The sequence below is a fragment of the Streptomyces sp. PA03-1a genome, assembly GCF_033792805.1.
Taxonomy (GTDB): Bacteria; Actinomycetota; Actinomycetes; order Streptomycetales; family Streptomycetaceae; genus Actinacidiphila.
In genome coordinates, this window is sequence record NZ_JARAVO010000062.1 from 20,605 (window position 1) to 40,391 (window position 19,787).

The window sequence follows — 19,787 nt, forward strand, 5'->3', positions numbered from 1 at the left end:
GGCTTCGTACGGTGTGAACAGGGGCTGTGCCTGTGGGCGCGGGCCATGAGCGCCGTGCGCGGCAGGGCGGGAGTCAGCGCCCCTGCCAGCGCGGCCGTCGCTTCTCGGCGAAGGCGCGGGCGCCCTCCTGCGCGTCCTGCGATGACAGGACCGGTCCGACGATCCGGTCCTGGTCGTGGAAGGCCTCCTGGTCGCCGAACGCGGTCCGTTCGTCGACGACCGGCTTGACCGCTGCCACCGCCAGCGGGGCGTTGCGCGCAATGCGGGCGGCGAGTTCCAGAGCCCCCTTCAGTGCTTCACCCGGTTCGGTGAGGTGGTTGACGAGGCCGAAGCGTTCGGCGCGCTCGGCGGGGAGGGGATCGCCTGTGAGCAGGAGTTCCAGGGCGATGTTGCGGGGGATGCGGTCGGGCAAGCGCACGATGCCCCCTTCGGGCGGCACGATGCCGCGCGTCTGGACGACCCCGTAGGTGAGCCCCGCCGTGTCCAGCAGTTCGCGCCACTCGGCCAGCGGCCGGGTCGCGAAGGTCTTGTCCAGCAGGGCGGCGATCTCCGACGCGTGCGCGCGGCGGCTGCGGGTGTCGGCGTAGCGCGGGTCCTCCGCCGCTTCGGGATGGCCGATGGCCTTCAGGAACGGCGGGACCTGCTTGTCCTCGATGACGAAGACGAGTATCAGCCAGCGGTCGTCGGCCGTCCGGTACATGTTCCCGAGCGCGTTCGGCGGGTCGGACCGGTCGACCGGGCGAGGGGGGGTCCCCCCCGACCAGTACGGCCTGCAGCCACAGGCCCGCCGCCCAGGCGCCCTCGGCGAGCAGCGACGCCGTGACCCGCGCACCCTGGCCGGTCCTGTCCCGCCGGTACAGCGCGGTCATGATCCCGGCGAAGAGCGTGATCGCTGTTGAGTGGTCACCGGACCCGACCACGTTCATCGCCGGCGGCACGCCGTGTTGGCGTGTGAGATCCATCAGGCCGCTGCGCGCCCAGTACGCCGTCACGTCGAAGCCCGGCAGGTGCGCGTCCTGTCCGTCCTCGCCGAAGCCGGTGACGTCGGCGTAGATCAGCCGGGGATTGAGGGGGGCCAGAGCGTCGTACTCCAGGCCCAGCCTCTCGCGCGTGGGCGGTGGGAAGTTGGTGATCAGTACGTCGGCCCACCGCACCAGCCGTTCGGGCACGGGCTTGGCGGCGGGCGACTTCAAGTTGAGCGCGATGCTGCGCTTGTTCCGGTTGTCCAGCTGCCAGGGGTAGTTGATGCCCTCGACATGGGGGTTGGGCGGAATCCGGTCGAGCGACCGGTAGGCGTCCCCGGTGTGCGGTGGTTCGACCTTGACCACGTCGGCGCCGAAGTCTCCGAGAACGGTGGCCGCGGCCGGTCCGGCGATGAAGCTGGCGAGATCGACGACGTGCAGTTCTTGGAGGAGGGGCGTGTTCTCCATGGCTGGTCCTGTTCTTCGGACGTGACGTGTACCGGGTCAGCGGGCCGGGGACGTGGGCACGACGGCGTTGTAGCCGGTGATGTCACGGCCCACGATCAGTGCCTGCACCGTGTCGGTCCCCTCGTAGGTGTTGATGGCCTCGATGTCGCACAGGTGCCGGGCCACGTGGTAGTCGAGGAGGATGCCGTTGCCGCCGAGCATGTCGCGTGCGTCGGCCAGGATGGCCCTGGCGCGCTCGGTGTAGTGCATCTTGGCCAGCGCCACACGCGGCATCGAGTACTTGCCCTCGTCCAGGAGCTGGCTGAGCCGGAACTGCATGCACATCATGTCGGTGATGTCCGCCAGCATCCGCGCCAGCCGGTACTGGACGAGCTGGAAGGCGGCCAGTGGTGTGCCGAACTGCTTGCGCTGCTTGGCGTAGGCCAGCGCGGTCTCGTAGCCGGCGACGGCGGCGCCGATCGCCTCCCAGGCGACGCAGAAGCGCGAGGCCAGGAGCACCTTCTCGGTGTCGCGGAAGGTGTCGACGTTCGCCAGCCGATTCTCGGCGGGCACCCGGACGTCGGTGAGGGAGATCTGCGCGTTCTGCACGCAGCGCAGTGCCGTCTTGCCCGTGATGACCTCGACGTCGAACCCCGGGGTGTCCTTGACGGCCACGTAGCCGCCCACGTGGCCGTCCTCGCCGCGCGCCCAGATGATCACGTAGTCGGCGAAGCTCGTGTTGCCGATCCACCGCTTGTGACCGTTGAGGACGTAACCGTCGCCGTCCCGGCGCGCGGTCGTCTCCAGCTTGACCACGTCCGTGCCGTGCGCGGGCTCGGTCAGCCCGAAGGCGCCGATCTTCTCCAGGCGTGCCATCGGCGGCAGGAAGCGCTGCTTTTGCTCTTCCGAGCCCAGCAGCGCGATGGACATCATCGCCAGCGCCGAGTGCACCCCGGTGAACGTGGAGATGCTCAGATCACCGCGGGCGAGTTCGAGGATCACCAGCCCGGCCGTCACATTGCTCATCCCCGGACAGCCGTAGCCGGAGATCTGGAAGCCCGCGATCCCGAGTTCCGCGAGCTTGGGAAGCAGCGGGAAGGGGAATTCCGCCCGCTCCCAGTAGGGGTTGATGATCGGGGTGACCTCGTGGTCCATGAAGTCCCGGACCCTCTGGCGGAGCGCCTTCTGCTCGTCCGTCAGGAGGTCGCCCAGCAGGTAGTAGTCCGCGTGCTCGGATCCGCCCAGCACGGGAGGCTGGACAACCGGGTGCCCGTTCCCGGGGCCCACGGTGGTGAGGTCGACGGGCGCCAGCGTGTCCTGGCCTGTCGCGTTCATCTACCGCTCCTTCCGTTCCGGAAGACCGGATCGTGTCGGTGACTTCGACGCTACGAGCACGCCGCACGGAAGCCATTAGCCCCGGAACACCACCTTTGGTCTGGTTTTGGTGGCCCCGAACCATACCTCCGACAGCGCCGTCGAACCTGCCTTGCAGCAGGACTTCGGGTGCACCGCAACTCCGCTCGGCCGACCGGCACCGCACATGACCTTTGACCAGGCGATTTGCAGCGAAGACCGGACAACGAGCGCAAGAAGATCTACGCTTCGGCGACCACGCCGGATTTACGCCTCCCAGCCCACCGGCGAGGTCCACGGATTCCTCGCCAGGACGCTTCGCCGAAGACAACGCCGGCAAGCCGTGGGAGCACCAGAGCCGCCTTGGGGCTGTCGAAGGAGTTCATCTGAGGAGGTGCGCGTCGACCGACGCACCTACAAAGCAACCCTCAGCATCAACAACTTGACGCCGATGATCAGCCCTGTAACTTCACGGCCTTGGGCTTTGGGGGTCCGAATGGAGGGTGTGTAAGGACGCGGGCGCAACGCACGGTGCACCTGTCCGGCCGCCTTTGCAGCCAGGGTGCAGAGCACCTGCGGGAGCGAACCGGAGAGGGGTGGTGTCAGGGCGCCGGCGACCTCATGTGCGGCGGATCACCAGTACGGCCACGTCGTCGGCATGGTCTACCGCGACCGCGGCGTCGAGGATGCGGTCGGCGGTCTGCTCGGCGTTCAGTCCGTCGTGGAGGGCTGCGCCGGCCAGTGTTCCGGCCCGCTCCAGTCCGGCTTCCAAGGTCAGGCCCGGTCCTTCGACCACGCCGTCGGTGACCATGATCAGCGCGCTGTCCTTGTCCAGGGTGAAGGTCTCCTCGCGGTACTCGGTGTCGGCCACGACTCCCAGGACCGGCCCACCCGGCAACTCGTGGATGCTGTGGCTGCCGTCCCTACGCGCGCACAGCACCGGCACATGGCCGGCGCTGGCGCCGGTGACCTGTCCGTCGCACGGGTCGAGATGCAGCATGGTGCAGCTGGCGAACCGTGCCGCATCCATCGTGGTCAACAGCTCGTTGGTACGCCTCAGCACGGTTGCCGGATCCGGTTCCTGGGCGGCGATCGCACGCATGGACAAGCGGACCTGCCCCATGAGGGCGGCGGCGTCCACGTCGTGCCCTTGGACGTCGCCGATCTCCAGTGCGATGGCGCCGTCGGGCACAATGAAGACGTCATACCAGTCTCCGCCGATATCCAGCCCGTCCCGGCTGGGCCGGTAGCGGGCAGCCACCTCCAAGCCCGCGAGGTTCTCAGGCAGCCTGGGGAGCATGGTCTGCTGCAGCGCAGTGGCCAGTTCGACTCGTGCCTGCTGCAACCTGACGCGCCTCAGCGCCTGGCCTGCCAGGTCGGCGAGCGTACCCATGAGGGTGTGCTCCTCCGGGGACGGGCGGTGTCCGCTGCCGTAGAACACCATCCACGCCCCGAGTGGCTGATCCCCGGTCTCGCTGAGGGGGGTGATGGAGGTGGTGTAGTCGAAGCCGAGTCGGCCGAGCCGCGGAAATCCGGCCCCATGCGGCCAGCGGTGGATGTAATCCTCCCGGTCGCGGATGAACTGCGGCCTGCCGCTGCGGATCGCCTCGGGCAGCGGGCTCGGTTTGTCCAGCGGCAAGCCGTGCAGGGCTGCGACCTCCCACATGGCTACTCGGGCATCGGTGGAGACGCGCAGGCGGCCTTCGTCGACGAGGGCGAGCAGGGCACCGGTACCACGGAAGGTCGCGGCGAGCCGGGTCAGGACGACCTGCTGCACCTCCTGCTCCGTGGCTGCGCTGATCAAGGCGGAGGAGAAGTCGGTGATGTCCTTAGCGCGCTGTCGCTCGGCAGTCAGTGCGGCATGCGCCTTCTTCTTGCGCTTTTCCTGCTTGGTGTCGTCGCGGACCACCCCGAAGATCCGCTCCGGGCCGCCATACCCCAACTGAATCCGACGGCTCTGAGCAGCCAGTTGGTGCCACCCATCGTGCTCAGTGAGGTACCGCAACCTCACCCAGGGGGACTGCGCGGGGGCTGAGCGCAGGAGCTGCCGCAAGGCCGCACGGTCGTCAGCGTGCACTGCCGAGATCACGCTGGAAAGCGACACAGTGGGATCCGGGAAGAGCGCGGCCAGGGCGGGTACGCCACCAAGCCATCCCATACTGTTGTCACGGGACGAATACATCCACAGGCCGAGGTCAGCGGCCGTGGTGGCCATCCGAAACGGGATCAGCAGGCTGGCCAGGTCGTTTCGCGCGTCCAGTGCATGCACCCAGACCAGTTGCTCGTCACCGGCGGGATCCTTCACTTGCCGCGCCTCGATCAAGCAGACAACGGGTGCTCCGCCTCGCCCGGGGAACTCCATCACCTGCATCGCGACCGTCTTCGTCCTGGCGGCGTGGAGCACGAGACTCCTGGCCGACATGCGCTGGCTTGCGGGCCACAGATCACCAAAGTCACGTCCCAGGGACTGCTCTGCCAGCCTGCCGAGCGCCGTGGCCATCGCGGCGTTAAGGCTGAGGATGGCACCGTCCAGCCCGAGTAGAGCCGCCGGGTCAGCCCTTCGAAGGAGTGCGTCCGAGGCGTCCATCCGTGACTCCCTGGCACATACCGAAACAGTCTCTTCAGCAATCTTTGCGCATTTTGCCCGTCACCGAGAGGGTGCGGCGCATGACTGACCAGTCACCTAGAGTGACGACTATGCCTCAACAGAGGCCAACGACTCCTCCGATGGGTGATTGTGCGCTGGCAACAAGCTATCGCCCCAGTTTCGTACGGTCAGGACATGGGCGCCGCCTGGCCTCCTTCGCACGCTGGGGAAGGCGCTGTGCCGGCCGACCCAGACCGGGTGAAGCGAGGAGGATAGGCGCGATGGATCCAAAGCTCGGCGGGCAGTTCGGGAATCGCCTTAATGAGATCCTTGTCAACGTACTGTCCCGCGTGGTGTCGACTGTGCCCGTGGTCGGGCAGAGCGCAGGGCGCAGCTGGCGCCGTCGCTTCTGTCGGGCGTCGCGAGTGGCGCGACCGAGTGCACCCAGCGAGCCGACGGGCACAACCGACAGACGCGGGCCACTACTTCCAGCACGGAACGACGCAGTCTCGAAAGGCGGTAACGCCGTCGCGCGGCGCAACCATGGCCCGTGGTCGAACATGAGAAGAAAGGGCCTCTCCCGGCGGGTACGGGAAGAGGGCCGGCCGTTCTCGCCTGCGCTCCTGATTCCGCTGCTGGTGATCGTGCTGGACTCGGTGGTGGCACTCTTCACGCCCCACCTGCAGTTCTACCGGTTGATCGGGGCGGCGCCGGCGCTGGCCGCCGCGATGTTCTCCGTGGCCGGCACGCTGGGCATCGGGCTGCTCGCCCTGATGGCCGGGTTCGCCATCTCCGCCGCCGATCACACTCTGGGCCGGGCGCCGGGCAATTTCACCCTGCTCGCGATCATGGTCGTCACCCTGGCCGCCACCTACGCTAGCCGGGTACGGCAGAACCGGGAGCGCACCCTCGCCGAGGTCCGCACCGTGGCGGAGACCGCGCAGCGGGTGCTGCTGCGCCCACTCCCGCAGCGCCTCAAAGACATCGACGTCGAGGTCCTCTACCGGGCCGCCGCCGCACAGGCCTGCATCGGCGGCGACTTCTACGAGGCGATGCAGACCCCGCACGGGGTGCGGTTGATCATCGGCGACGTCCGCGGCAAGGGACTTCCAGCCGTCGAGGTCGCCTCGGTCATCCTCAGCACGTTCCGGGTACTGAGGATGAGCGCGCCCGACCTGCCATCCCTGGCAGGACACATGGAGACCGTCATGAGCCATTACTCCCGAGAGGTCCCCGACGACGCGCTGGAGCGCTTCGCCACCATCGCGCTCGTGGAGATCCCCGCCGGGGAACCGATCGCGCGCGTGCTCAACTGCGGCCACCCTCCGCCACTACTGTTGCACGGCGGCGAAGTACGCGAGGTGGAACCCAGCGCGCCGTCACCCCCCATCAACATGGCGGACCTCGTCGGCGACCACTACCAGGTCGACACCATCCCCTTCACCCCCGGCGACCGCCTGCTGCTCTACACCGACGGCGTCAGCGAGACCCGCGACCGGACCGGGACCTTCTACCCCCTCGCCCAGCGCGTTCCCCGATGGGCCCTCGCCCCGCCCCGCCAACTCCTCGACCACCTCCACCAGGACCTGCTCACCTACGGTCACGGCACCCGCGACGACGACCTCGCCGCCCTCGTCGCCCATCGCGTCACTCCACACCCCTGACCCGCACCGCCGCACCCCTGTGCCCACCGCGTGCCCGTACGGAGGGCACCACGTTGGACAACGCGGAATCACGGCGACTTGCCAGCTCCCCCATCGCTCGCCATGACGGCGGCCTCCGCCATGGACCTGGTGCTGGCCGCCGCGGTGGGCGTCGCGGCCAACGCAGCAACGAGCGAGGACCGATGGCCCGGAGTCCTGGACGTACTGCACCGCCACCCGTGGACCGCCGTCGGAACGCTGCTCGCGCTCGCCGTGGTCACCTTCGCAGCCCGGACCTGGAAACAAGAGGCTCGCCAAGCGAATGATCCGCCGCTGCCGCCACGGGCGGTCGTACCGGAGTGGTTCGTGGCGCGGTCCGAGACACGGCAAGCGGTCGCGGCAGTCTGCCAGGAGACCGGCGGGGCGGTGGGCCTGACCACCGCCCTGTCCGGGGCCGGGGGCTTCGGTAAGACCACCCTTGCCACCGCGGTGTGCGCGCACCGGCAGGTGCGGCGGCACTTCCGCCGGCGGATCTACACCATCACCATCGGTCGCGGGACTCCTTGGGCTACTACGTCCCTCCGCGCATGGCACCACTGCCGCGGGGGCATCTATGACGCTGTTCGGTCTCGGCTCGTGCCTTGGCCGGGCCGTCTCCGGCCAGCTGACCAACCGCGCCGGCCAGCGCACCGCGCTGGTGCTCCAGTTAAGTCGGAAGAAACCCCCAGGTCAGGTGGGCCATCACTATTGGAATTCTCGCCTCGATGTCCTGTATTTTCCCACCTGACGTCACATCAATTTCTCACTGGCTGTCATCCGTAGCTCTGCCCCGCACAGCCAATCCAGCACGTGATACGGATGCCAGCCAGAAGAACGCCGGACACTGAAAAGAGAACTCATCCGGACATCGAAGTGAGACTCAGCACGCCGAGACGTACAAGCCACGGGTACCGGACGGTGCAGATGCCGCACAGCGCGGTCCAGGCCACCCTGTTGATCCGGGCGCAGCACCGCCCGCCCTGACGCGGGATCCGGGACGGCGGAGAGGGGGTGGCGGTGCTCATGGAGAGCATTCTCCCGGGCCAGTGGGTAGCGGGCCGAAAGTGCCGGAGAAGGGGACGGATCCGCAACCTGGGGAGGCATGCAGAACGGCGGGCCAGTGGTCACCTTTGGGCGGCATCAGGTGACTGCGCCCCTGCCATCAGCCACGCCGCGGCCCGGGTGCAGTCCGCAGATTCTCAGAGCGTCCGTGCGGGCCTCCGCGTAGGCAGCCCGCACGGAGGCTTCGTAGAGGCCCCATGCGGCCGCCACTGTCAGGCCGTCGGCGCCGTCGAGCCACTCCGCCCGCGACCGGGCGGGCTCGCTGGTGTACAGGTCGTCCCACTCCCACGCCCACCGGCCGCGCAGCTCGTGCACGTTCGGGTCGCTGGCCAGCTCGGTGCCGTCCGACCCGTACACCGCCGGGCCGAGCTGCCAGACCCACAGCCGGTCGGGCACCTCGCTGCGGATGTCCCTCACGCCGTTGCCGACCGTGCGCGACCACCACTGCGCCGACCACGTCTCGACGCGGGTCGCCCCGCCCGGGTTCTCGCTCCAGGCCGCGGAGGTCTCCAGCGCGTGCGCCCGCTTCCAGAACCCGACCAGGCGCTCCCCGAGGTGCGCGATGTACACCGTGCCCCGGGCGCCCGGCACCGGCGCGGTCGTCTCCTCGGTGTCGTCGTCTCGGCGCAGCGACTCGTCGATCGTGTCCATCGCCGCGTCGTCGGCCTCCGGCAGCAGGTGTCCGTACCGGTCGGACGCCGTCTGGATCGACTCGCGCCCGAACCGCCGCTGAACGTACGTCAGCGAGTGGCCGGCGGAGATGAGCGCCGAGGCGTGGGAGTGCCGCAGGTCGTGAAAGGCCGGCACCTTGAAGTCGAGCAGAGTGCCCTCGGCATGCGCCTTGGCGACGGCAGCCATCCAGCGGTCGTAGAAACGTGCTGTACGGCAACCACTTGCCTTGCCCGTTATGGAAGAACACCGGCTGGTTGCTACTGAGCCCGTACGGGCCCGCCTGGCACAGCTCCCGCCACACCTCGGGCGACGCCCACAAGGTGGGCCGCAGCTTCTTTGCCTTCGGCCGCCGAGGTAGTCGCCTCGGGCCTTCTCCTACTTACAGGCGGGCGCGACGCGCAGCATCGGCTTGGCCAGGTCGGCGTCGACTGCGTAGGGGCGCGAGCGCGGCCATCGCGCACAACGTAATGCGTTCTCAGTCAGCTGACACTACGCAGCCGACCGTGCGCCAAAGGGGCGGGCTAAGTGTCGCTTCGATCGTAGACATGGCGTCGTCGTCGGCCTCTGGAAGCAAGTGGCCGTAGGTGTCTGACGTCGTCGTAAAGGACTCGTGTCCAAGACGACGCTGCACGTACGTTAGAGGATGCGAGGCCGAGATCAACGCGGCTGCGTGAGAATGCCGGAGATCGTGAGGGGTGGGGTGCTTCTCCGGCGGCAACAAGCCAGAGTGCCTTGCTCGCCTAACGGCACGATGCCATCGTCCCGAGAAGGTTGCATAGGAGAGGCGTTGCCCGCTATCGCCCGTGAAGAAGAGCGCATCATGCTGTAGGCGATTGAGACCCAGTTCCTCGAGGGCTTCCATCACCCCCGCGCTCACTCGGAGGGTACGCCGGCTACGTCGCGTCTTCGGCGGACCGAGAAAGTAGCCCGTCCCGCCATCACGCTTCCATGCTCGGCGCACCCGGATCTTGGGCTTATCAGTGTCGACATCCTGTACGCACATGGGTGCCAGCGCGGTGATCTCCGACCACCTCAAGCCCGTCCCGTACTTCACGAGTACGAGTAGCTGGTCGCTGCGCCGTTCCATGCACGAGATCAGGCCCTCGACTTCGGTCGGCGTCAGGAACTCGATGTCCTCGCCGTCCACGCCGCCGTCATCGTCGCAGCGCGGCAGCACAGTGAGTTCACATGGATTCCGGGCGCGAAGTGGCGGCTCAGCGGTCACAGCCTCGTGTCCGAACTCCTCAACAGCTGTGGCGAACACGTGAGCCGACGCCTCATCGGCGAAGGTCTCCGACTGCCATTCGCCTGTGCGTGTGCCACCGAGGCGCCACTTCACTCGGTAGCCGATGATGTCTCCTGCGCGGTTCCTTCGCGCCTGCACGCTCGCCATGGATGCGATGAAAGCAGTCCGTGTGGCCGCGGTGTGGCCTCATCCAGGGAACATCACCCTCGTGTTTCGGCTATTTTCGCAGGACAACGCGGGTGCGGAAGGCCACGCACGGAGTAGTACGACGACCTCTTCCATGCAGACAGCCGATCACCGGCTTGGACTTGGGGCAATAAGTATGGCCACATGCCAAGCCCGTTGGCCTGGTAACCCCGTTGTCGGCCGCCCAACCAACTCCCTGGCGAGCCCTGCACTTCGAGCGAGCATCGAGCGAGCAGACGATCTTCGAAGAGGGTACCCCCGGATTCCTGGAGCGGCAGGTGCCAGGTCCTCCCAGGTCCGAGGGCTGCGACCCCGTCACGCCTTGCAGGGGCGGCAGGATTTGAACCTGCGGCGTGCGGGTTTGGAGTCCGCTGCTCTGGCCGGGCTGAGCTACGCCCCTTCGGTGGCTCCACCTTGACATGTGCGGCAATGGGCGGGCCACGCAATTTCCGGGGCGGCGAAGGCTGGTCAGCCGCCCGGGCGTTCGTAGCAGTCGCAGTTGCGCTGGGGCGGTGATCCTGCCGTCGCGGAACTCCAGGAACGGCGCGATCTGGGCGCGCGGGACGTGGCCGGCAGGGTGCTCGGACGCCTTCCGTATTAGGACTCACGGTTCGGGCCGGCTTCCGTTGGATCGACCGAAGCATTCTGATCGTGGTCTCGTCGGTGAGCCCCATCGGTCATTTCCATGAGTACGGGCTCCGGCTCGACTTTCTGTGATGCGGCACGCCGAGACAAATAGATACCTGGGGGCGCTGTCCGTCCCTGATCCGGCCCCGTCGTGTGTGGCACGGCTGTGGCACGTCGTTGCGAACCGACACCCGTCTGACGCGCAGCGCCCCGGCAGATAGCCCGCGAAGCGCGTCATGCATCATTCTTCGGGCGGCGCTGGACGGCGCTGCGGGACGAAGGACCAGAACATGCCCGATCGACTCGGACCTCTTGCGTTCACCGACGGGGAGTGGGTGATCGGTGATCCCGCTGGAGACCACGTAAGGCTGAGGAAGGAGGGTCTATCGCACTGGGTGCAGGGCGTCGAGACCCAGCAGATTCCGTGGGCCCGCGTGATGGACATCGTGCTCGACGTCCAGCCTCACCGGCACAACCACTCGAAGAGGCTGCGGAAGGTTGCGAAGATCCTGTCTTGGCTCGGCCAGCCGACCGAGCACGTGGGGCTCCCCGCTTCCATCGGGGGGCTTGCGCGCTGTCCCTATGAAGAGTGGAGCGCGAACTTCACCCACCATGCCTACCGGTACCCCCGGCGGGAGATCACCGCAGCTTGCAAGCTACTCGACGAGGTAGCGACCAGCGGCCGAGTTGCGCAGCTCGGCGACGCCGAGTGGCTCGCCGCCATTACCCAAAACCTGAGCGGCCACCGGTACGGCTCACGCGCACTCTTCCCCCGCAGGCGGGCAATCCGAGAGGTCCTGGAAGCCGACCCGGACCGCCGCCTGTGACCGTCATGTGCTCACAGCCCTACGGCCGGCACCGGGCAGACCTCCTGCGGGCCGCCCGGAGGTCATCCACCAGCCAGTTCTTCCCCAAGACGGCCCAGTCGCGGGGGCTCAGGAATCGGCACTGCCCCCGAAGCGTTCCCGAAGGTCATTGGTGATCGTAGACATCACGGCAATGCCGTCCGGGGCCGAAAGCTCGGAGAGCGGAAGCTCGACCTGTGGGTCGTAGCCTTGCATGCCGGTCTCGCGTTCGATGATCGCGCCTAGCGCATACGCCATGCCGAGGACGTGTTCCGCCTTGTCCCCCATGTGCCAGTAGGGCACCGTGATCGTTACCTCGTCGATGAAGACAGATGCCTGAATGCCTGTGGCGTGGTGCGTGAGCTCTCGTGCCTCATCGGTCTCGAAGAGATTGAGCTCGCCAAGCAACCCCCGAGCCTGAGGGACGATGCGGTCCCACGCGTCGATGAGCTCTGGCGTCACCGGCCCGTCGAGAACGTCCTCACTTTGCGCTTCGAGCTCCTCCAGGGCGTCGTCCCACGACTGCTCTGGGCGCCGGTTCAAAAAGTAGATGTCGTAGCTCACGGCGGAACCTTAGAGCCCCGGCACCTCTGCCACCAGGCAGGAGGTCGGGGCAGCGGCTTCGGGCGGGAGCTGCCTTGGGCGAGGGATCGGGGGCCCGTAAACTTGCGGCGACTTGGGCAGCACTTGTTCGGTCGGCGGCGACCCATGCGGCGTCCGGCTCGTCCTGGCGCACGAAGCTCGCCGCGGCTACCTGGCAGGTCCGGGCCGGTACGGCGTGGAGCTCCGCGCGTTCGGCTTCGGGGCCCTGGCGTACGGCGACTTCGAGTTGCGGAAGGACCTCTGGCTTCCCGCCCGGCTTTCCAAATCAGTTGGAGTCGCACGGGGCTGTTCATCTGCATTCGCGCGGGGTCGGCGGTACAGGCGGCGGCTCCGGTCTCGCCATGAACCCTCGTGCACGGTGCCGAATGAGGCGGAACACAAGACGGGGACTGCGGTGGAACGAGTAGAGGCTGAGCTGTCCACCGATGGCAACGACGCCGTACTCCGCCAGGTCGCCGCGCCCCACGGCACAAGCAGTCAGGCTCTCCGGCATGGGCCGGCACTCGCGGCCAAGCATGGAGAGGCCCTCCTGGACCCGCCACGGGAGACCGTCCCATGGTGCGGAGGAGTGGATGACCGGGGGGTTGCGGGCCGTAGCTTCGTGCGGCCCGGGCCGCCGCGATGGGCGCGCGGGGCGGGCTGTGCGTGCATAGGGTGGGTGGCGCTGGGGCGGCCGGGGCGACGGGAGGCTGGGATGAGCGCACAGGGCACGGACGCGTACACCGACGGCAACGCGCTGGCCGGGCCGCTCCGGGAGATCTTCGCGGTGGACATGACGGCTGCCGAGGGCCGCTGCGTGGGCTGCGGGCGTACCGGGCCGGTGGCCACGCTGCGGGTGTACGACCACTCCCCCGGGCTGGTGGCCCGCTGTCCCGGGTGCGACACCGTGATCCTGCGGGTGGTGCGCGGGCCGTCCGCCGCGTGGCTGGACCTGCGGGGCTCGGTGAGCATGCGCATCCCGCTCCCCGAGTGACGTCGCCGGGCTGACAACCGGCCCGGTCGACCGCCGCACGGGTCTTGGCTCTTCGTGCCGTGTGCCCAACACTGTGGCGATGACGACGCGAGCGGAGTGGGAGATCCTGCTGGACCGGCTGGCCGTCGACGAGCTGATCAGCGGCTACGCGGCGGCCGTCGACGACGGCGACTGGGCGGCGTACGTCGCGCTCTTCGCCCCGGACGGCCGGGCCGATTATTCGTCCGCGGGCGGCATCGCCGGACCGGCCACCGAGATCGCCGACTGGCTCGCCTCGACGATGCGCCTGTTCCCCGTGCGCCAGCACCTGGTCGTCAACCGCCGGATCGCCCTCGACCCGCCGTCCGCGGTGGCGCACGCCGACTACGTCAACCCCATGCGGCTCGGCGAAGCGGGGGCGGGCCCGACCGCCCCCAACCTCGTGTGCGGCGGCCGCTACACCTTCGGTCTGCGGCACACCGGGACGGGCTGGCGGATCGCGGAGGTGCTCGTCCGGGAGAAGTGGCGCTCCTGAGGCGGGGGCGGAGCGGGCGGAGCGGGCGGAGGGCGTACGAGCGGGCAGGGCCACGGACGCGGGTGTATCCAAGAGTCATGGATGTTGCACGACGCCTGGAACAGTGGGGGCGGTCGTGGCGGCCCGGGCATCTGCTGGTCGCCGCCATGCTCACGCTGATCCTGATGGTCACCGTCGTGGACATCATGTCACCGCCCGACGTCCATCTGGGGCCGTTCCTGGTCGCCGCCCCCGCGATCACCGCGTCGTTCGCGGGGGCCAGGACGACCGCGGTCGTCGGCGGCGTCGCGGTGGTCGCGCAGGTCCTCGTGGCGGCGGTGCGCACGACACCCCTGGACCTCAACCACTCGGCGCAGATCGCCACCCTGGCCCTGATGTCGGTGCTGGCGACCTTCTTCGCCCATCTGCGCGTGAAGCACGAGCGACAGGTGACCCGGCTGCGCTCGGTTGCGGAGACCGCGCAGCGGGTGCTGCTACGGCCCATCCCCCGGCGCATCGGGCCGCTGCGCATCGCCTCGGTCTACCTCGCCGCGGAGGAGGAGGCACAGATCGGAGGGGACCTGTACGCGGCTGTGCGCACGGACACCGGGACCCGGGTGATCGTGGGGGACGTCCGCGGCAAGGGCATGGAGGCGGTGAACGAGGCCGCGCTGACCCTGGGCGCCTTCCGTGCCGTGGCGCACCGGCAGGCGGAATTGCCGGCGCTGGTCCTGTGGCTGGAACAGGCGATCTCCTCCGACCTCACCGACCCCGCGGCCGAGGCCGGGCCGACCGAGGACGAGGCGGAGTCCTTCGTCACCGCGGTCGTCGCCGACATCCCGGACGACGAGCCGGTGGTCCACCTCGTCACCTGCGGTCATCCCCCGCCGCTGCGGCTCCACGAAGGCCGCGTGACCCCGCTCGACATGCCGGCGCCCGCGCCGCCGCTGGGGCTGACGCAGTTCGCCGGCGCGGAGCCCTCGGTGCGTACGTTCGCCTTCGAGCCGGGCGACACCCTGCTGCTGTACACCGACGGTGTCGTCGAGGCGCGCGACGTGGCCGGGTCGTTCTACCCGCTGACCGGACGGCTCGCCGGGCAGCCGGCCGGTGATCCCGAGGCGCTGGTGGAACGGCTGTGCACGGACCTGCTGGCCTACGCGGGAGGCTGCCTCGGCGACGACGCGGCCGTGCTGGCGATCAGCCGGTCCCCGGCCCTGGTGGCGGCGACCGGCCGCGCGGGTGGTCGCCCGCCCTCGGCGCCGCCGCCTCCCCATCAGGCGGCGCCCCCGGGGTGAACGCCGTTGCCCGCCGCGGAGAGCGCGGTCACCCGGCATCCCGGAGGGCGCTCGGGGTATCCGGTCTGTGACACGGGGAGACCACGACCGGAACAGACCAGAAGAGGGGGGAAGTCCGTGGCTCGGTTGGCGTTGCGCGGGCGTTCGTCGGAGACAAGGCAAGAGGGGCGGCGGTCGCCACTGGCCTCGCTGGCCCGGTGGGCGGCGATGGCGCTGGCGTTCGTGGCGATGGTCGCGTTCGGGGCGGTGCTGGCCCGCGCGACGCTGGCGCCGTCGTACGCCTCTGAGGGTCTCGCTCACGCGAACATGCACCCGGGCGCCTCGCTGCGCCAGTACTACGAGCGGTACACGGTCGCGGGCGCCGTACGGCAGGTCGGGGGGAACGTGCTGCTGGGCATGCCCTTCGGCGTGCTGCTCCCGGTGCTGGCACCGAAGGCGCGCGGGGCGCTGCGCGTGGTGGTGACGACGGGCCTGGTGATGATCCTCGTGGAGCTGGCGCAGGGGGCGGTGGTGCAGGGCCGCGCCTTCGACATCGATGACGTGATCATGAACACCACCGGTGCCCTGCTGGGTTACCTGCTCTTCGGGCGCCGCCTCGGCCGGGCCGTGCACGCCGTCCCCCCGGCGGCCCCCGCCCAGGCCCCGGCCCCGGCGGCGAAGCCCACGGGCGGCACGAGGACGTCGAGGATCACGAAGGTTTTCGGGACCCGCGGGAGCGGCACGGCCGGGACGTCGGGGAAGCCCGGGAGGTCCGGTAGGACGACGAAGGCCCGCAAGGGCGCCAAGGCCGCGCAGACGGCGCCCCGCAAGTCCTTCCTGTCCTTCGGGACGGTGCGCCGCAAGGCCGCCCGGCGCTCCTGAACAGGGCCCGGAAACCCTCCCGGGCCACCTGGCGCTCCGCCGCTGGTACGTCCCTGACCAGCGGCGGAGCCGCATGGAGTGCGTCACATCCGAGCCGGAAAGGCTTTCCCCCGAGCACGACCCTTTGTTACACAGGGTGGATTCATCCCCGATTGCCCCGGGAGCGAGCGACATGAACGACGACGACGTCCCGGACCGCCTCCACGCGTTCGAGCTGGACTTCGCCGACCACGAGACCCGCCGCCGGGCCGAGGTCCTCGCCGCCCTCGGCGACGACTGGGACCCGGTCGCCGTGCTGCGCGAGGAGGACGCGGCGTACCGGCTGCTCTACTCCGGCCTCGACGACGAGCAGGAGGCGGTGTACCGCACGCTCGTGGCGGCCGGCGTGCTGCCGCCCCGTGAGGGGTCCGAGGAGGACGACGGTGCTGCTTCCGATTGATCCCACGGCCGACCCCGGCCGCCGGGCGTGGGTCCCCTGCCCGCGCTGCGAGGACCACCGGGAGTGCGCCACCTGCGCCGCGGGCCGCAACTGCCCCGACCACTGGCGCTACTTGCTGTCGAACAAGGGGCCCGTGGTGCATCTGCAGTGCCCCGGCTGCACCCACATGTGGGCCTGGGACTCCGGTTTCGGCGCGCACCACCGCAACGGGGCCTGAACACCGCGCGGCCGGGCCGTCCCCGGCAGGCGGCGGCCAGCCTGGTGTGCGAGGCTCGGGGTGTGGGCTGCCCCCGTCCGCGGGGAGCAACCGCGGACCCCTCAGGGAGGCGATCATGGAAACCGATGCCCTGACGGCCGGCACCCTGCGAGCACTGCGCGCGACCAGGCCGTATCCGGCGGTGTCGCTGACCATGCCGACGCATCGGCGCGAACCGGACAACGCCCAGGACGCCGTACGGCTGCGCAATCTGCTCGCCGAGGCCGAGCGCCGGATCGAGCACGATCCGGAGGCGTCCCGCCGTTCGCGGATGGCCATCAAGACGCAGCTGAAGGCCGCCGCCGCCGAAGTGGACCTGCGCTACTCGCTGGACGGGCTCGTCATGTACGCCACGGAGCGGGACCACCAGATCTGGACGCTGCCCCGGGCCGTCCCCGAGCGGGTGGTGCTCAGCGACAGCTTCCTGACCCGCAACCTGGTCGCCGCGAAGGCCAGGGCCCTCCCGTACTGGGTGCTCACGGTGGCGGCCGACCGGGCGACCCTGTGGAGCGGCAGCGGCCAGTCGCTGCACCCCCAGGACGCGCAGGGCTTCCCCATGGAGCCGGACCCCGTGCAGTGGGACCCGGAGCGGCAGGAGCAGGTCGGGGACCACCCGAGCACCTTCCGGGACGAGGAGACGCGGCGCTTCCTGCGGTCCGTCGACGGCGCCCTCGCCTCCCTCCTGGCCGCCGATGGCCGGCCGCTGTACCTGGTGGGCCTGCCGGACGCGGTCGCCCTGCTCAAGGAGGTCGGCACCGCCGCGGACGCCGCGGTGGCCGTCGTGCACAAGGGCGGCCTGGCGAACGGCCCCGCGCAGACGCTCCTCCAGGAACTCGCCCCGGCGCAGAGGGAGTTCGCCGAGCGGGAGACGGAAAGGACCGGCCGCAGGCTGGTGGACGCCCGTAGCCGCAGGACCTTCGCGGCGGGGCTGGACGAGGTGTGGGAGTCCGTGTGCGAGGGCCGTGCCGAACTCGTCGTGGTCGAGGAGGACTTCCAGCGCACGGTACGCCTGAGTGACGGTCACCTCACTCCGGTGGACGGTGACGGCCCGGAGGCGGGCGGCTTCGAGGACGGCATCCGCGAGGACATCGTGGACGAGTTGGTCGAGGCGGCGCTCGACAAGGGCGCCGAGGTCCGCTTCGTGGCGCCGGACAGCCTCGCCGAGCACGACCGGATCGCGGCGGTGCTGCGCTACTGAGCCCCCGCCAGGACGCCACCCGGGTCCGCTGTCGGCGGCGCGGCCCGGGTGACGCGTGCCAGGGTGCCAGGGTGCCAGGGGGTCGGTGAGCGGTCAGGACGCCTCGGCGGCGGCCTTGATCCGCTGCCCGAACGCCGGGGCGTCCTTGCGTGCGGCGCTCAGGGCCAGACCCACCAGCAGCTTCCCGAGACCGTGCCCCTCCAGGTGGTTGAAGATCCGCACCCGGGTGGTGGTCTCGGACACCGGCTGCAGGTCGTAACCGCCCTCGGCGGTGACCAGGTTCTTCGACTGCTCGGTCCAGCGGATCCGGTTGGGCGGGTCGAACTCGGTGATCCGGAACTCCCGGTGGGACTTCATCCCGGCGTCCTTCACGACGCTGGTGAACACCGTGCCGACCGCCGTCGGGGCGTCGGGCGTGCGCAGGATCTCCTGCACCCGGGGGCTGAACTTGGGGTCGTTGCGCCCGTCGGCGAGGAAGGCGAAGACCTCCGCCACAGGACGGTCGACCTCGACGACCGCCTCGAATTGACCGCCCATGTCGCTCCTTGATGGCTCGTTGGATCGTCGGCTGCGCCGACCCGGCCACGATAGAGCGCCTCGCCACCCCGGGCACCTCCGCGCGTTCCGGATCGGCGCCGCACGCGGTGAGCGCTGCGGCTCCCCCGCACGTATGGAAGGCCGGGTCCCCTCTCGGGCCCGCGGCAGTCGATGCCGGTGACCTGCAGGTACGGAAGCGGATGTAGGGGGCACGTTGAGGCGCACACGGCGTCAGGTGCAGCGCGCGCTGCGGCTCGTGGCCGTCGCGGGAGTGGTCTGCGGCGGAGTGATGATGTCGCAGGCCTTCGGGGCGGCCCCCGACGGCACGCGTACCGGGAGCGGCAGCCAGGTGCTGGACGCCCCGGACGGCGCGCAGGGCGGGCAGGGCACGGCGGACGCCGCGGGCCTGGCCAGAGACCTGGCGGCGCGCCTCGGCGACGCCCGGACCGGCGGGAGCTGGGTGGACGCCGAGGGCCGCCCGGTGGTCGCCGTGACGGACCGGGACACCGCGGCCGAGGTCGCCAGGGCGGGCGCCCGGGCGGAGGTCGTCCGCTACAGCATGCGCGACCTGAAGGACGCGGCCGGCGAACTGCGCGAGGCCCCCCGCGTGCCCGGAACCGCCTGGTCGGTCGATCCGGTCTCCAACGAGGTCCTGGTGCTGGCCGACAGCACGGTCTCCGCCGACGAGTGGGCGCGCCTGCAGTCCGTCGCGGACGGCGTCGGCGGGCAGGTCCGCATGGAGCGCACCGCGGCCGACTTCACGACCAGGACCGCGGGGGCCGCACCGATCCTGACCCGGGGCAGCCGCTGTTCCGCAGGCTTCAACGTCACCAACGGGACGACCGACTTCATCCTGACGGCCGGTCACTGCGGCCCGCCGGGCACCGCCTGGTTCGCCGACAACCAGGGGACCAGGCCCGTCGGCACCACCGTCTCGACCTCCTTCCCCGGCGGCGACTTCTCGCTCGTGCAGTACCAGAACGACGGATCGGACCACAGCAGCGTCGTCGGGGTCGGCGCGGGCCGCGTGGTCCGGATCACCGGCGCAGCCGACCCGTTCGTGGGGCAGGAGGTCTTCCGCAGCGGCAGCACCTCGGGGCTGCACTCCGGTCAGGTGACCGGGCTGAACGCGACGGTCAACTACCCCGAGGGGACGGTCAGCGGGCTCATACAGACCTCCGTGTGCGCCGAGCCCGGCGACAGCGGCGGCCCGTTGTTCGCGCAGGGCTTCGCGCTCGGGATCACCTCGGGCGGCAGCGGCGACTGCACGGCGGGCGGCATCACGTTCTTCCAGCCGGTGAACTCGGCGATGGCGGCGCTCGGCGTGAGCCTGCCGCGCGCCACGGACAGCGGTGACGCCCCGGCGCCGTCGGGGCGGCAGGGGCCCCCGGGGCCGCCTGCTGCCCGCCCTGACCGTTGCCGGAGCCGCCTGTGCCGCCGGAGCCGCCCCGACGGCGCCGGGT

At 69.9% G+C, this 19,787-nt stretch carries 18 protein-coding genes, 1 tRNA gene and 1 pseudogene; 11 read left to right on the forward strand and 9 right to left on the reverse strand.

Going from position 1 to position 19,787, the window contains the following annotated elements; genetic code table 11:
* Positions 1 to 73 precede the first annotated feature (73 nt).
* From PV341_RS16275 to PV341_RS16290, 4 genes and pseudogenes are all read right to left on the reverse strand, one after another.
* Positions 74 to 832, reverse strand: coding sequence for a CoA transferase (locus PV341_RS16275; protein WP_500324117.1), 759 nt, complete (start codon positions 830 to 832; stop codon positions 74 to 76).
* Positions 753 to 1,430: pseudogene (locus PV341_RS16280) on the reverse strand (CaiB/BaiF CoA transferase family protein); the annotation flags it as partial. The gene PV341_RS16275 and the pseudogene PV341_RS16280, both read right to left, overlap by 80 nt.
* Positions 1,431 to 1,466: 36 nt before the next feature.
* Positions 1,467 to 2,744, reverse strand: coding sequence for an acyl-CoA dehydrogenase family protein (locus PV341_RS16285; protein ID WP_500358171.1), 1,278 nt, complete (start codon positions 2,742 to 2,744; stop codon positions 1,467 to 1,469).
* A 637-nt stretch (positions 2,745 to 3,381) separates the two neighbouring features.
* Positions 3,382 to 5,349: a SpoIIE family protein phosphatase gene (locus PV341_RS16290; protein WP_500358173.1), complete on the reverse strand. Its 1,968-nt coding sequence runs from the start codon at positions 5,347 to 5,349 to the stop codon at positions 3,382 to 3,384.
* Positions 5,350 to 5,909: 560 nt separating this feature from the next.
* Between PV341_RS16290 and PV341_RS16295 the strand changes: the two genes are divergently transcribed.
* Positions 5,910 to 7,013, forward strand: coding sequence for a PP2C family protein-serine/threonine phosphatase (locus tag PV341_RS16295; protein WP_500324113.1), 1,104 nt, complete (start codon positions 5,910 to 5,912; stop codon positions 7,011 to 7,013).
* 592 nt (positions 7,014 to 7,605) lie between these two features.
* Positions 7,606 to 7,779: a hypothetical protein gene (locus tag PV341_RS16300; RefSeq protein WP_500324112.1), complete on the forward strand. Its 174-nt coding sequence runs from the start codon at positions 7,606 to 7,608 to the stop codon at positions 7,777 to 7,779.
* A 392-nt stretch (positions 7,780 to 8,171) separates the two neighbouring features.
* Here PV341_RS16300 and PV341_RS16305 read toward each other — a convergent pair whose 3' ends face one another.
* From PV341_RS16305 to PV341_RS16315, 3 genes are all read right to left on the reverse strand, one after another.
* A complete protein-coding gene (locus PV341_RS16305) occupies positions 8,172 to 9,002 on the reverse strand; it encodes a tyrosine-type recombinase/integrase (protein WP_500358188.1) in 831 nt (276 codons plus the stop codon).
* A 238-nt stretch (positions 9,003 to 9,240) separates the two neighbouring features.
* The gene (locus PV341_RS16310) at positions 9,241 to 10,158 is read right to left on the reverse strand and encodes a site-specific integrase (RefSeq protein WP_500358174.1); all 918 of its coding nucleotides are present in this window, start codon (positions 10,156 to 10,158) and stop codon (positions 9,241 to 9,243) included.
* A 364-nt stretch (positions 10,159 to 10,522) separates the two neighbouring features.
* Positions 10,523 to 10,597, reverse strand: a tRNA-Trp gene (locus PV341_RS16315).
* A 517-nt stretch (positions 10,598 to 11,114) separates the two neighbouring features.
* On the opposite strand from PV341_RS16315, the gene PV341_RS16320 reads away from it, so the two are divergent.
* Positions 11,115 to 11,651 carry a hypothetical protein gene (locus PV341_RS16320; RefSeq protein WP_500358176.1) on the forward strand — a complete coding sequence of 179 codons (537 nt, stop codon included), beginning with the start codon at positions 11,115 to 11,117 and terminating at the stop codon, positions 11,649 to 11,651.
* Between the two features lie 108 nt (positions 11,652 to 11,759).
* On the opposite strand, the gene PV341_RS16325 is transcribed toward PV341_RS16320, so the two are convergent.
* A complete protein-coding gene (locus PV341_RS16325) occupies positions 11,760 to 12,233 on the reverse strand; it encodes a hypothetical protein (protein WP_500358178.1) in 474 nt (157 codons plus the stop codon).
* Between the two features lie 733 nt (positions 12,234 to 12,966).
* On the opposite strand from PV341_RS16325, the gene PV341_RS16330 reads away from it, so the two are divergent.
* From PV341_RS16330 to PV341_RS16360, 7 genes are all read left to right on the forward strand, one after another.
* Entirely contained in the window at positions 12,967 to 13,245 is a 279-nt protein-coding gene (locus PV341_RS16330; protein ID WP_499509531.1) for a DUF6510 family protein, read from the forward strand.
* A 79-nt stretch (positions 13,246 to 13,324) separates the two neighbouring features.
* Positions 13,325 to 13,759, forward strand: coding sequence for a nuclear transport factor 2 family protein (locus tag PV341_RS16335; RefSeq protein ID WP_500358180.1), 435 nt, complete (start codon positions 13,325 to 13,327; stop codon positions 13,757 to 13,759).
* Between the two features lie 77 nt (positions 13,760 to 13,836).
* Positions 13,837 to 15,033 (forward strand): PP2C family protein-serine/threonine phosphatase, encoded by a 1,197-nt coding sequence (locus tag PV341_RS16340; protein ID WP_500358182.1) that lies wholly within the window; start codon positions 13,837 to 13,839, stop codon positions 15,031 to 15,033.
* A 207-nt stretch (positions 15,034 to 15,240) separates the two neighbouring features.
* The gene (locus tag PV341_RS16345) at positions 15,241 to 15,894 is read left to right on the forward strand and encodes a VanZ family protein (RefSeq protein ID WP_500358183.1); all 654 of its coding nucleotides are present in this window, start codon (positions 15,241 to 15,243) and stop codon (positions 15,892 to 15,894) included.
* A gap of 172 nt (positions 15,895 to 16,066) precedes the next feature.
* Entirely contained in the window at positions 16,067 to 16,333 is a 267-nt protein-coding gene (locus PV341_RS16350; protein WP_500358184.1) for a DUF6400 family protein, read from the forward strand.
* Complete coding sequence (locus PV341_RS16355) at positions 16,320 to 16,550, forward strand: hypothetical protein (protein ID WP_500324247.1); 231 nt, start codon at positions 16,320 to 16,322, stop codon at positions 16,548 to 16,550. The genes PV341_RS16350 and PV341_RS16355 overlap by 14 nt, the downstream gene beginning before the upstream one ends.
* Positions 16,551 to 16,665: 115 nt before the next feature.
* The gene (locus tag PV341_RS16360) at positions 16,666 to 17,787 is read left to right on the forward strand and encodes a baeRF3 domain-containing protein (protein WP_499509536.1); all 1,122 of its coding nucleotides are present in this window, start codon (positions 16,666 to 16,668) and stop codon (positions 17,785 to 17,787) included.
* Between the two features lie 93 nt (positions 17,788 to 17,880).
* On the opposite strand, the gene PV341_RS16365 is transcribed toward PV341_RS16360, so the two are convergent.
* Positions 17,881 to 18,324, reverse strand: a complete 444-nt coding sequence (locus tag PV341_RS16365) for an SRPBCC family protein (RefSeq protein WP_500324103.1) — start codon at positions 18,322 to 18,324, stop codon at positions 17,881 to 17,883.
* Between the two features lie 214 nt (positions 18,325 to 18,538).
* On the opposite strand from PV341_RS16365, the gene PV341_RS16370 reads away from it, so the two are divergent.
* A partial coding sequence (locus PV341_RS16370) for a S1 family peptidase (protein WP_500358186.1) occupies positions 18,539 to 19,787 on the forward strand: 1,249 nt, incomplete at its 3' end.